This is a genomic window from Paraburkholderia podalyriae (genome assembly GCF_014397785.1).
Taxonomy (GTDB): Bacteria; Pseudomonadota; Gammaproteobacteria; order Burkholderiales; family Burkholderiaceae; genus Paraburkholderia; species Paraburkholderia podalyriae.
Genome location: NZ_VZQQ01000104.1, coordinates 1 through 13,157 on the forward strand (window position 1 = coordinate 1; position 13,157 = coordinate 13,157).

The following is a 13,157-nucleotide window of genomic DNA, read 5'->3' on the forward strand; positions in this document are numbered from 1 at the left end:
GCGTGAATCGTGCCCACGATCGCCGATCATGGACACGACCCCCTGATCTATACGAATTCCACCACGACAGCACCATCATGCCTTGCGCGCGCGCGAATGAGGAACTGGCCCAGCCGAGCCGCTTACGCTGAAGATGCTGTGGCAGCCACTGCGGCGCGGAGAATTCGCAGAGTCCGAGCTGGAAACGGCCGCGTTCACGATCTTCCTTTATCCGCGCACGCTCGGCTGCGCGGCGGAAATCGACGATCACCTCAATCGCGGTCGCAACATGGATACGCGCACGCCAGCCTCTCAGTGCCGCTTCGTGGCGTGACAGAGCGGCTCTCAGCACTTTCAACAGCGGACGTCCGCGTCCCGGTGCTGCTCGGTCTCTGGCACCATCCGAGGCCATCTGCAAAAGCCGACGATGCGCCGGACAAGGACGACCCGCGAATGTCCATTGCCTCGTGCGGAGCCGACGCTCGAATGTCCGTGCGAAGGAGGCTGGAGATGGCCGTCTGCCGACGGCCGCGAGCGGCGACTTCCGACCCACTCCGGACGCGGGGCCAAGCTTCACCTCATAGTCAGCTTTTAGGGTACATCGGTCATCCGTGCTTTGTCGGGAGTCGTCAGCACGACCGGGACCGGCACACGGGGCTATGGTGATGAAGGAGGGCTCGCCAACCAGGCAATGCTCGCGGGACCAATCGGTCTCGGCTTCGCGCCCGACGGAAGCCTGTGCGTTGCTAATGGCTTCACTGTCAGACGCATTACCGGCTTTACCGAAAAGCGCGGCTGGGACTGTCGCGATGAACGCCGATATCACGGCGGCGATCGGGCATGGTAGCGCGAATAACGAGTCCGAATGTAGCTATCCTATCGCCGCAATCAGGCACGTTTGCATGCGGACTGGGCGCGCCTTGGTCTGCGAGAAATCTTGCCTGGCCGGACCTGCTGCCAAGGGATAAGTGCGCATGCGAATCCACTACCGAAGCGGCGCGAGCTATTGCAGAATGACCGCACGCTCGGTCAGTCTTTCGTCGAGCGAAAAAGGCATTGGAGACAAGCTGCAGATCACCGGCTCAGTTGGCCATCTTCGGACGTTCGTAGACATGCTCAGGCAGGCAGTCGGAGGCCGGCTTCCCCCCAATCTGTCGTTGCGATGCCACCAGCCGACGCGGCTGAGCCAGTTCTGCGTGCGCGCCCCAGTTCGCTGCAGCGCCTAGGGCGCTAGTTGCCAGCGCAGGATCGGGTGGGTCGCGCCCGCCGGTATGACCCACGTCCCGGTCTCACTGAAATCCCACGAGGCGTCAAAGCTGGCCGGATTGCTCATCTGTGCGGTCGTGAGCCCGTTGGACGCCGATAGCTGCGCGCCGTACCCGCTGCTCTTCGTTCGCGTTGTCGTCTCCTTGTCCCAGTAGACGTTGGACGCGAGCGGCACTCCAGCCGGTAAGCCCTGGACGGCGACGATGCCGCCATAAGTGCCATAATCCGGGCCCTGGAACGTTGGTCCTCTGACTTCGCCCGACGCAAACGACTGCTCGATGAGGCCGGTATTCGAAAGAGCCAGTCCCCCAGCGCTGAATGGGCCGTACACTCGCCCCGTTGCATACGACTGCGAAATCGTTCCGTCGTTAGCGCCGACCAGACCGCCACCGGAGCCATGATTGCCGCCGCTCACCGTCCCTGTCGCATAAGATTGCACGATGGTACCGCCGTTGCCACCGACGAGGCCGCCGAGCAGGCCGGCCGACCCGACGAACGCGCTGCTCCAAGAGCGCTCGATCAGGCCGACGTTGCGTCCCACCAGGCCGCCGAGCACCGCACCTTCGAACGCGCCAGAGCCGCGGCCGCCGGTAGTATAGGCGTAGGTAATCAAGCCCTGGTTCTCGCCGGCCAGAATGCCAAGCGGGATCCCGCCCGGAAAATAGATATTGGTCACGACCCGGGCGTTGGTCATCCCGACATTCCGCACGACACCGGTCGGCCCGATCGTGCCGAACAGTCCCGTCGCCGGCTGCTCGGTCGAGCTCTGATCGAACTGGGTGAACCTGTCGATCACGTGGCCCATCCCGTCGAACTGACCGGAAAATGGCGTGGTCGCATTGCCGAGCGAAGAGAAAGCGAAAGACGTATCGGTCGAACTGGCGTCGAGGTCTTTGCCGAGCGCATACGCGCCGCCGAGATCGAGCGCGATGTTCTGTAAATCGCCGACCGAATTGACCAGCTTGTAGCCGGTCACCTGAGTGATGAGACCGCTATACGGAGCTGCTGTCCACGCGCTGTTCGCCACGATCGTGCCGGGATTGTAGCTGCCGTTCATGTCGTAGAGCGCGCTGACGATGCCCATACTCTTCGACCAGTCGATGGTGCCATTGTTGATGACGCTGCCGCCGTTATCGATGCCCGACGCGTCGGAGCGCAAGGTCAGATTGCCCACACCGTTGTTCGCTATCGTCGTCCCCGTCGTCACGGAGACGTTGTGGAATGCGGCAAGGGTGAGCGAAGCCGGACCGCTCCAGCTCAGGCTCGAAGCAATGCCCAGGTCGCCCGTTGCGCCGTTCGCACCGGTCGCGCTGACATCGACCGAGGTGCCGGCGTTCAGGCTGTGCCGCAACGCATGTGCGGCGGCATCATCGATTGTGAAGGCGGGCGTTGTGAGATTCCATTGGCCTGCATGAACCGCTGCGTTATTGCCGAATACCAGTTGTGCCGCTTGCGTATCCACGGTTCCGCCGCTGCTGCTTGCATTGCTTGCGGCTATCCTGCCGAACTGCTCGACACGGCCGCCGTCGGCGACGAGCCAGACGTGGCCATCGCGGCTCGCGGTGCCCGTCGCGCGGATGCGCGTGCCGCCGCCTGCGAGCGCGTAGACATTGCCATCGGCCGCCTGCAGGCTGATCTGCGCGGCCGCTATCCGGCCCCTGTTGACGACCGTGCCCTGACTGCCCGTCTGCACGAATACCTGTTTGCTGTCCGCCGAATCCTGCAACAGCACCGTCTCGCCCGCGGCCAGTTCCGCCGTGCCTTTTGGCGCTTTCACGGTGCCAGCGTTGACGACAGCCTCTCGCGCAATCAGGAACACGTCGCCGCCGCTCGAACTGATCCTGCCCAGATTGATCACGCTTGCGTTCGAGTCGCCCGACAGTGTGAGCGTGTTACTGCTATTCATGAACGCACAGTTGCAGACATCGAGGGTGGACGCGACGAAACGGCCACCCGTGCTGATTACCCCCGACGGTCCCACGACGATGCCCTGCGGATTGATCACGTACAGGCTGCCCGTTGCACTGAGCCTGCCGAGGATCGCAGACGGCGAACCACCCGTCACCCGGTTCAGGGTCGCGCCCGAGCCGTTGTCGAACGTCACGCGGTTGTCTCTGCCGATCGAGAAACTGTTCCAGTCGATCACGCCGCGCGTCGAACCCGGCTGCGTGATCGACAGTGCGTTGCTCCCGCTCGCTATGGTGCCCGCGCCGGCGACGTAGTGGCCGCCTTGCGGAAGAATGCCCGCCGCACACGCCGTGTGTGTCATCGACAGTCCGGCCAGCGAGATGCCGATGGCGAGCCATATGCGTCCCTTTGGCTGCTGGTCATGCAGTGCGCGTCGCGCGGGCCAAGTTAGTTTTGGACGTTTCATACACCCCCCTTGCGGCGTCGGGCGCGCAATGGCTGCCAACGATCCGCACAGTCGACCGGAAACGCGTGAGTCGCTGAGTTGAAGACTAGCCGTTGAGGTCGCGGATGCATGCCAATATCTCTGCGGTTTGCGCCTTCTTGTCGGATTTTGCTGCCTGTTTGTCTTGTGGTGGGACTTATGATGCGCTTACGAAATCCGTCGTCAAACTGCTCGAAGGAGGAGCGAATGACGCTTGCTGGCCGAATCGAGCCGGATGCCAAGTCGGCCGAGTTCGACCCTTAGCCGTCGCTCGGACTCTGCACAAAACAACGTCCGGTTCAGAGGCACAACCGTCATTCGCTTGTCGGGGGCGGCGGGTATTCGCCATGAACACGCTCAGACTTGCCGCGGTCGCGACCATCGCGCTCATCGGGGCCGGCGCATGGGCACAGGAACTGACGCCGGAGCAGGCGCAGGTGCTGGCGCAGGCGACCGGGCCTGCCACCTCTCAGGACGTGGGCGGTGTGGCGCCGAGCGCCGGAGCGGGCGCGCCGCAGGGCGCGACGCGCCAACAGGTCTATGTGGATCTCGTTTGCTCCGAGAAGCCGGGCCAGATGCAGATAATCCAGAACAGCACCTACCACGGCCAGTGACGGCATGACGTGTACGCCCCCTGTCGGCCAGTGGTCTGCTGCGCGCCAGTCTCACCTATTCGCTAAATGATGCTAACTGAATGAGAGCAGCTTTTTGACAAGGTCCTTGAGCAGGCTGGAATCGGTCGGTTTCTTCTCGATCTTCGCGGTCCATTGGCCCTGCTTGTCACGTTCGAATCTGACATGGGTTTGGAGAGCGATCAGAGCGGCCGATACCACAGCTGCAGTCTCGACCATGACAAACTTTTCGCCTTGCGGATGGTCGAGCAAGGCTTCAATGCCGGCCTCGTGAGCCGGATCGCTGGCAACCAGACGCAGCGCTGCCCGGGCGACTTCACCATCTGACGCGGCCGTACTCCTCTCGCGAGAAAGTTCCAGTTCCTCGTGCATCTGCTTGGCAACGGACGCATCGAGCGCGGCGGGGACGGGGCGTTTCGCCTGGGCGTTTGAGAACCGTTGCAGCAGCCCGATGCCTTCTTCGTCGCTGAGCAAGGCAATTCGTTTATCCAGGTTCATCTGTTTCCCCTTTTAAAGAAGCAAACCCATGTCTCGCTGACAACAGAGTGAATAGTCGTACCCTGTGCGGGTCGCCTTCAGTTGTTGCGAAGAAGAACCCTGTCGATTTCGCCACCGCGTCAATACCCGCGTGATGCTCGGGTGATGCGGACGAGCGGAGGAACTTGACGTTCTGGGCGGCGCGCGTCGCGTTGTCCTCATCTTTGGTCGATATAAAGCCTGCTAGTGCTTTAAGCAGCCATTCGGCCGCCCTGATCGGCTCACCATGTTGGGCGTGCAGCAGTCCGAGGGCGTGGCAGATCACGGCCGCGCCGTTTGCATCGCCGAGGCGCTCCTTGATCGCCACCGACTGGCAGTACCAGGCCTCGGCGGCCGCGAAGTCGCCCCGCTCTTGGGCCATCGTGCCCAGCAAGGAGTAATTCCTGGCCGCGCCGGCCTCATCGCCCAAGCGCTCGTCGATCGCCAGCGACTGGCGGTGCCAGGTCTCGGCGGCCGCGAAGTCGCCCCGCTCTTGGGCCACCCTGCCGAGCTCGTGGTAGGTCCAGGCCGCGCCGAGCGCATCACCGAGGCGCTCCTTGATCGCCAGCGACTGGCGGTACCAGGTCTCGGCGGCCGCGAGGTCGCCCCGCACCTGGGAGGCGATGCCGAGCCGGTGATAGGTGGTGGCCGCGCCGGGCTCATCGCCGAGGCGCTTCTCGATCGCCAGGGCCTTGCGGTACCAGGTCTCGGCAGCGGCGAAGTCGCCCCGCTCCTGGGAGGCGATGCCAAGCTGGTCGTAGGTCTTGACCATGCCGGGCTCATTGCCGAGGCGCTCGCTGATCGCCAGCGACTGGCGGTACCAGGTCTCGGCGGCCGCGATGTCGCCCCGATCCTGGGCCACCCTGCCGAGCTGGCGGTAGGTCGTGGCCGCGCCGGGCTCATTGCCGAGGCGCTTCTCGATCGCCAGCGCCTTGCGGTAACAGGTCTCGGCGGCGGCAAAGTCGCCCCGCTCCTGGGAGGCGCTGCCGAGCTCGTGGTAGGTCTCGGCCGCGCCCGGCTCATTGCCGAGGCGCTCCTCGATCGCCAGCGCCTTGCGGTACCAGGTCTCGGCGGCGGCAAAGTCGCGCCGGTGTATGGCCACGTCTCCGAGCTTGCGGTACGCGCCGGCATGTTGGCCTTCCGGTTCATGGGCTTCGCAATGCCGCGCGAAGGCCTCGAGGTAGCGTTGTGCCAGGGGCAAGTCGTGCCGATCAGCGCATGGATTCCCAAGCTATGGGTCAAGGCCGGATACGCATACGTCGCGATCTGCTCGGCCAGCCGCTGGGCTTGGGTCACGCATTCACCGAGCAGCGCGAAGAACGGGCCTTGTTCATGCCTCGGCAACGGCACGATGGAGTTAGCAGCGATGGCCATCACTTCCACGAACGTGCGCTGCCAGGCCAGCGCGATAGCGTCGTCGCCTGCAAGCCGATCGGCTCGGGCGCGCAGATAGCGGGTCAGTGCGGGATGCAATCTGAATACGGGGTGACCGATGCCTCGGGCCAGACCGGCGGCTTCGAGGCGCTGCAGGCATTCGCCCGTGGCGGTGCTATCGAAGGATTGTCCGATGCGTTCCGCCATCATGGCGAGAAGCACCACGTCAACGCAGCTCTCGTGCAGGCCCAGCGGATAGAGCAGCGGCTTGAGGGCATCCGGCAGCCCTTCCTCGACGAAGCGTAGCGTCGCATAGAGTCTTTGTTCCACCGGGTCTGTGTTATGCGCGTCGGGCACATACTGCTCGAGCGCCTTGAGCACGCTCGCGGCGGTCTGTGCGCCGAGCTTCGGCAGAAGCGCGCGCATCATCAGCGGATGTCCCTCCAGCGCATTGAGCAGGTCCGCCATTGCCGGATCGCTGCGGTCGGCCCTGATCCCTTGGTCTTGGAGGATTGCGTCGGCCAGCGCCCAGCGTTCCTCGCCCTTTAGGCCCCCGAGCGGAATGCGGAAGCAGCTGGTCGGACCCAGCCAAGCTTCATCGCTGCGGCTGGTAATGAGTACCTTGCTCTTGCCGTGCCGCAGCTGTTCCAGCAAGGCCTTGAGCCGCTGTCGGTCTTCTGGCGGCATCGGCGAGTCGAGCCCGACGTCGGCCGCCCCGCTGGCCGACTCGAAGTTGTCCCAGACGATCAGATGCACCTTCTCACGCAGCTTCCGCACCAGCTGGGCCAGCTTCTTCTGCGCATCGGGAACCGCCATTGCATCCGTCCCCAGTTGCGCTTCGACCAGACGGTTGATTACATAGTCAGCCGAGCGGATGCCCTCAAAGGATAGCCACAGTACGTCGCCAGGCAAGCCATCGGTCTCTGCGAGCCACTCGATGAAGCCGCGTACGAGCGTAGTTTTGCCGACTCCCCCCAGCCCGTGGACCAGCAGCCCCGCAGGCGGGCGGCGCATCGCGCGCTCCAGCGCGAGGATCACGCTGTCGCGACCGATCTGGCCGTATGGGGCGTCCCGAAAGTTGAGCCGCGCGTCGTCGGGAAGCGATGCCCGGTTGGGCGCTACCGTCTGCGCGTGCTGCGCAAACTTCAGCTCAAGCGGCTGTTGCTGGTACAGCACCGGCAATAGCCAGTCTTGCAACGGATAAGGGCCACGCGCGCTGAGCCGCCTGGGCTGGGCGAACAGCGCCTGCCGCCCGGCACGGGTGGCTTCGGCAATGCTGCCGCTGTCGAACAGCCGCTCGTAGAACGCCGGCAGGAACTCCCGCGCCGCACTCACATAGAGCGAGTACCCCATCGCCACCACACTGCGTACCCCAGCGCGCAGCAGCGCGGTCGCCACCGAGGCGAAGGCGTCTTCCGCCTCAGCACTCTGCATACCCGACTGGCAGGCATTGAGCACGGCAATCGGGATACGGTGCTCGCGCAGCAGCTGGCTGAGCTGATCCGCGGTGACCGGATCGGCACTGCCGTCCTCCTCCTCGAACACCAGCTGCCCCTGCGGACCACGAAACGCATGGGCCGACGGTGACCCGGCAGGGCTCGCCGCGAAGCCGCCGTGCCCATCGAAGTGGACGATGTGATAGGCCCCGGGGTTCGCGTGGAGCTCGGCGCACAGTTGCGCAAAGGTGGGTGGCCGCAAGACCTTGACTGCGGCGGGCAAGCCGCGATTCTGTATCAGTTCCACCAGCGGACGTGAGATGCAGCGGTAGGCAATTTGGTCTTTGTCGGGGCGCGCGGTGATCAGCAGGATGCCGATGCGCTCGCTCGACAGGTTCTCCGGCAGCGGCGGCGGATCGCTCAGACGATCGAGCTGACGCTCGATCCGGCAAAGCTGCGCAAGATCGCCGACCAGCGGGTCGTGCAGCGCTTCCCACGGCCACGCAAGCACTGCGGCATCGTCGCTGGCAACGATCAGATGCAACTCTGTATGACCTGTGCGGGTCCCCTCGCTGTAGAAATTGCACGCCTGGCCGGCATCAAACAATTTGATGAACGCTTCCGTGCCCCAGCTGCGCAGCTCCCCGGTCACCCGCTTGGCCCGTTGCTCGTTCGGGCCGAACGGATAGTCCAGGTACTGCTCCAGATACCAGGCCAACTCCTCGCCCAGTGTCAGCTGCGTGTCGCCCAGCATCCGCCGCAGCGGATCGGCAAGCTCCACGGCGGGCGCTGCCTTGACTCCCGTGGCACTCACCCGTTGCACGCTGAACCGGTACCCTTCGCCGCCCGGTTCGTGGCGGATGACTAACGTTGCCATCGGCAACCTCCCGGCCCAGTTGGCCAATCAAGCTTACATGCCGTTGGGGGCATCGCGACGCTTTCGCTGAAGGTTCGGTCGGCCCGAAAAGCGAGGGCGGTGTCGTTCGACTACTGTCGATAAATGTTAGACAATCTGAGACCACTTCGAAATTGGTTCTGCGCGGCGGCAGGCCATACCAGCCGGCAGGCGCAACCGAGCGCTGCCAGGCCAGAGCTGCTACCACCGTTTGCGGCCCACCGCGGTGCACGCTGGTTCATTATCCAAATAACGATCAAAGAACAAGTGTTTTCAGGGGACCTTCTGCTAGATGGGGTCCGGCCAAGATAAGCGTTTAGGCTCTGCAGAGAGAACCGGGTTCAGGTGTGCTGATCCGGTCTCGGGGTGCTGGTCCTTCCGCGAAGGCCGTATTGAACTTGTCGGCGTGTTGGATTGGTGCAACGCGGGCTACCCGTCATCGCACAGGCTCTCACGAACCTCGAGGTACCCCCGCCCAATTGACGGGCGTGTCACGACAACGCCAGCCGCACCTATCGGAGAGCACGCGCTGTCGGGGCAATATCGAGCAGTCGACCCTCTCCGGCCGTAACTGGCTGCGTTAGCACAACCCCCCGGACGCTGCCAAGGCGGAAGCAACCCTTCATTCTTCGCGAATCGAACGGCCGCTTGTTGTTGCCGAGCCGCCGCCTGAGCGTCCGGACAATGGTGCCGACGAATGCTCCTTCATGGCCGGTTTGTGCCCGATCACAACCGATTACGCGGATCCTTCCCCCACGATGGGCAAGGCAAGGGGCACTCGCAAACAAAGGATCGCAACGCATCGCCTGTGCCCTCCCGCGATGACATGGCGCGCCCCGATCGGCGGCGCACGACCGACAGGACGAGGTCTCTCGCGACCAGCGACGCTCAAATCCCTGGACGGGCAGTTGCCAGGTTCACAATTCCTCGGAGCCCGCGGGCGTTGATTTATCGCGGGACGACGCCCGTAGGCGGGTCGCTACAGTGCGATGGACGCCAGCACTTGATACCGGTCACGCCACCTGGAAGCCGTGTTCGCCCTTCCTATGAGCCCGCAGCACCATGCGCCTCCTTGATAGCTGCGTCACGCTCCTTTTTGGCTTCAGCCTTCTTGTGGTCATAGACTTTTTTGGCGGCGGCGACCTTTTTATCGTAGGCGCGGTTCGCGACTGCAACCTGCTGGTGCATCCGGACTATTGCGTCGGGATGTTCTGTGGTCGCCGGTACGCTGCTGGCTGGATTGCCCTGCGCCCATGCGGCCGCAGAGATCATTAATGCAACGGAACCTGTCAGTACTGCCGGAACAATGTGGTTCATGATGCCCTCTTCTGGATGCTCTCATCGTTAGAAGCCGCCACGACAGCGTCGCAGTCAGACTGACTCAAACCACTGCTGAAAATGACTACCTGTGCCGGACGCGGTCCACTGGGTGACAATGAATGACTTATACACCGTATTGGTTAATTGGTGAGGCTTCCAACATATGAATGCAACGACCTCAGGCTTCAGGTCGGCGTCGCATCTGACATCCGGTCTCATCCGACGCGCTGAGCGAACCGGTCGGCCGCCAGTTATCGCGTGGACCTTACGGAGCGTTGCTCAAAGGAGGTCGGGACGTCGCCGTGCCGCCGCCTGCATACCACACACGTTCGTTTCGCAACCGGACCCTAGAACCGCTTCGAGAAGCCTACCGTTAAACCGTGCGGGAGAATCTGCACGAACAGGGGTGTCTGCCATGTCGTGCTCAAGTATCCTACCGCCGTGCCCAGCGCCCAACCGGCGAGGACGTCGGTCTGCCAATGCGCCTGGCTTTTCACGCGTGCGATCGAATCATAGAGCGGCAACACTTCGAGGGCCCAAACCCACGGATCATGCCGACCATAGTTGACGATGAACGGCGTTACGAAACTCGCCTGAAGGGTGACTTCGCCACTGGGAAAACTCTTTCCGCCGCTGAACCATTGGTTAGGTCCCTGGCCGGCGTTGGGCCGCTGGCGACCGAATGCGTACTTCATGCCTTGTGCAGCCACCGCCGATATCGCCGAGGCATCGGCCGTTTGCCAGAATGTATGGCCCAGTTCGTTGTCGTTCCCGAGCCACAGAGACCCACCCACCTCCGTGGCTATCACGGCGTATTCTAGTGCGAGCTGAACGTTGCGGTTCCATATGCCGCTCTGATCCAGCGCGACTTCGTGGTCGATCCCGCCGGCATGTGCGCCCGAAAAAGCGAACGCCGTGATCGCGGCGGCTCCGCACCGTCTCCCTGCCACCCTGATTCCAGAAGTCATCGATCTCATTTTTTTCGCTCTCGCGCAGGGTTCTAGCAAAAGGTTCGTATAACTAACGTTTCCCATTTACTTTAAGATGCAACGTGAACGACGATTTGCTAACCAGCACGAATCCGATCAGCGGACATGCAGCAAGCATAATTTGCACTGTTGCACCAACTGCGAACCATCCCGGATGGGAAGGGCCCCAGAGTGGTCCAATCCGGCCATGAACTACCCATCCGCAGCCAGAGAAACCGCGGCGATGAGGGTTTCTCTCCATTGGCCTTCTCGATACCGTAGATCAGGAGGAGGAATATTCCTGACATGATCGAAACAGCTATAACCGCGAGTTTTTGCTTTTCGCGTAACTTCTTTCTACTCGCCAAAAACGGCCTTTTTCGGCCAAGGCATAGCCCGAATCCGAAAAGCACCGCATTTCTGCGCCGTAGTGAACGCGTGATCTCCATGCAACGCCGTCTTCGCTATGCAGCAATGGAGCACCGTTCCGGTTTCTTGCCCGATCTGTGTGCAGCGCCGTTGCTCCAAATCGACAGGCGCAGCCAGCGGGCGCTGCTCTCAGTTTCAGCCGTAAGGCGTGCAGTAGCGGCTAGCCTTCCCCGCGTCAGCCGGTACCAGTAATCATTCGCTCGCCACCGGACGCAACAGGACTTTCGAATCTTACGGCGAGTGGCCGCTTCCGATCTCCGAACCGCCCCCTCAATGTCCGAGCGGTAGTGCTAGCGAATGACGATTGATGGCCGCTCACCGCCTCATGCAATCGGCATACGCTTCCCGGACTTCGCGACGCAGCTATAGGACTGCTCGCGACCCACATCTGCCCTTCGACCCGACGCGAACGCTACGGCAGCTTCCAAAGTGGAACAGCCATTCGAGCAGCCGTCTTGGCCGGGAAGTTCTCGGCCTTTTTAGCTGCCGTTGGGACTGCTGAGCTGACGAAGAACGGATCAAGCCGGTGCCTACGGCCGCTGTCGCGCGGTCGAGTTGACCGTGCAAGGCTTTGCGATAGACTGCCTTGATCCTAAAGGGGTTTGTCGTGGCTGATCTTAAAACCATGTTGGTCCGTTCGAACGCCGCTTGCGCCCTGATTTGCATGTCGCTGCTGGCGCACGCCGGGACGTCGGCAGACTCAGCCACTGTTACCCATGCGAATGAGCCTGAAATTTCTGCCTCTGCAGATGTCCTGTCGACTCGGCCTTTCGTGGGCGACGACCCGGTTGCCATCAGGGACGCCTTGGCGGACCAGAGCTTCAGTGCCAACTCGCCTTCGTTGAGCGATCGCATCAGGAACCTGATCCACGTCCCTGTCCTTAAGGCGCCAAGCGATCTCGACTTGCCGAAAGCCAGTCTCGACCGCAACCTGGCTTTCGTCGTACCGGCGCCCTACGGAATACGATATCAGTCAAAGACGCACCTGTTGACGGTTAATGTAGATCTATCCGAGGACGACAATCCGGGAGTGATCCTGCTCAAGAAGACCATAACCGGACCACGCGGTCGAGGGCTTGTGGTGGCGCCGGAGGCGAAGGCCAAGGGGTACATCCAAGATATCGATCTGATTGAGCTCAAGTCCGGCGAACGGAGCAAAACCAGGGTTCACGGACGCGTGACACTCTCGCAGTCGGCGTTCTACGAAGCGAATGGAGACTTCGCGATTGTGCTGATGTGTAGCATGGCGCCGCCTTACCTGACCGACCGACGCGAACATAGCGATCCCAGCAACGACGAGCCCACAGACATCACAACAAGAACCTCGACGCTGTACACCAACATTCACGCCATCTGGCTGGTGAGCCCCCAGCGGGGTATCGTGCTATCGAAGAAGCTGCATCTGTCGAAGTAAAGAAGTACAAAACTGGATTGTTTTTCGACACAACCTCTCTCGGGGTGCCGGTTTCGAATCAGACAGAGGAAGCCGCAGCTTCTGGGTGTCGCCAAGCCGGATTGTGCGCGGGAGACGCCGCTAGCTGGAATAGCGGCATTAAACGTTAGCGTGAGACAGCGCAGTGACATCTGACATACTCTGTCTGCTCGCACGGAGCTGGATCGCGGCGCCGTGATGGTCGCGCGTAAGCTGTGGACCCTTTGCAACGGTTAATTGAGGCGGGCAACGCGTCGCTACACCTTCTCTCGTTCGAAAGTGATCGGACTCAGACTGATCTGCTCGGAAATGCCGAATTCCTTACAGTCCAGCAGGGTGCTCCTCGAAGCGTCACTGGTACCTCCGGTGATCGTCGGCCGCACCGCCGCGTCGAACTTCCGTAGCCGACCCCAAGGCGTCATTGGGATTCGACATGTGAATGACTGCTTTCCACAATGCATCTGTCTGGGGCAACCGACGCTGAAACCGTCACTCTGCTCCCTTGCGACGGGGCGTCA

At 62.3% G+C, this 13,157-nt stretch carries 8 protein-coding genes and 2 pseudogenes; 4 read left to right on the plus strand and 6 right to left on the minus strand.

From position 1 onward, the window contains the following. Positions 1-121 precede the first annotated feature (121 nt). Positions 122-313 (plus strand): annotated as a pseudogene (locus F6X42_RS45725) (hypothetical protein); the annotation flags it as partial. Positions 314-1,201: 888 nt separating this feature from the next. Here the strand turns inward: F6X42_RS45725 and F6X42_RS39815 are convergent. Beyond that, positions 1,202-3,619, minus strand: coding sequence for a two-partner secretion domain-containing protein (locus F6X42_RS39815; protein ID WP_187639308.1), 2,418 nt, complete (start codon positions 3,617-3,619; stop codon positions 1,202-1,204). Between the two features lie 365 nt (positions 3,620-3,984). Between F6X42_RS39815 and F6X42_RS39820 the strand changes: the two genes are divergently transcribed. Continuing rightward, a complete protein-coding gene (locus tag F6X42_RS39820; RefSeq protein WP_187639309.1) occupies positions 3,985-4,251 on the plus strand; it encodes a hypothetical protein in 267 nt (88 codons plus the stop codon). A gap of 72 nt (positions 4,252-4,323) precedes the next feature. Here the strand turns inward: F6X42_RS39820 and F6X42_RS39825 are convergent, their stop codons facing one another. Next, positions 4,324-4,767, minus strand: a complete 444-nt coding sequence (locus F6X42_RS39825; RefSeq protein WP_187639310.1) for a hypothetical protein — start codon at positions 4,765-4,767, stop codon at positions 4,324-4,326. Then, entirely contained in the window at positions 4,754-5,986 is a 1,233-nt protein-coding gene (locus tag F6X42_RS44900; protein ID WP_246530495.1) for a tetratricopeptide repeat protein, read from the minus strand. Before F6X42_RS44900 ends, F6X42_RS39825 begins: the two co-directional genes overlap by 14 nt. Before the next feature lie 32 nt (positions 5,987-6,018). On the opposite strand from F6X42_RS44900, the gene F6X42_RS39835 reads away from it, so the two are divergent. Next, a complete protein-coding gene (locus F6X42_RS39835) occupies positions 6,019-6,465 on the plus strand; it encodes a hypothetical protein (RefSeq protein WP_187639315.1) in 447 nt (148 codons plus the stop codon). Positions 6,466-7,401: 936 nt separating this feature from the next. Here the strand turns inward: F6X42_RS39835 and F6X42_RS46185 are convergent. The 3 genes and pseudogenes from F6X42_RS46185 to F6X42_RS39850 all read right to left on the minus strand — a co-directional run. Beyond that, positions 7,402-8,472 (minus strand): annotated as a pseudogene (locus tag F6X42_RS46185) (CHAT domain-containing protein); the annotation flags it as partial. 1,062 nt (positions 8,473-9,534) lie between these two features. After that, positions 9,535-9,807: a hypothetical protein gene (locus F6X42_RS39845; RefSeq protein WP_187639312.1), complete on the minus strand. Its 273-nt coding sequence runs from the start codon at positions 9,805-9,807 to the stop codon at positions 9,535-9,537. 350 nt (positions 9,808-10,157) lie between these two features. After that, positions 10,158-10,778: a phosphatase PAP2 family protein gene (locus tag F6X42_RS39850; protein WP_187639313.1), complete on the minus strand. Its 621-nt coding sequence runs from the start codon at positions 10,776-10,778 to the stop codon at positions 10,158-10,160. 1,054 nt (positions 10,779-11,832) lie between these two features. Between F6X42_RS39850 and F6X42_RS39855 the strand changes: the two genes are divergently transcribed. Further along, the gene (locus tag F6X42_RS39855; protein WP_187639314.1) at positions 11,833-12,621 is read left to right on the plus strand and encodes a hypothetical protein; all 789 of its coding nucleotides are present in this window, start codon (positions 11,833-11,835) and stop codon (positions 12,619-12,621) included. Positions 12,622-13,157 lie beyond the last annotated feature (536 nt).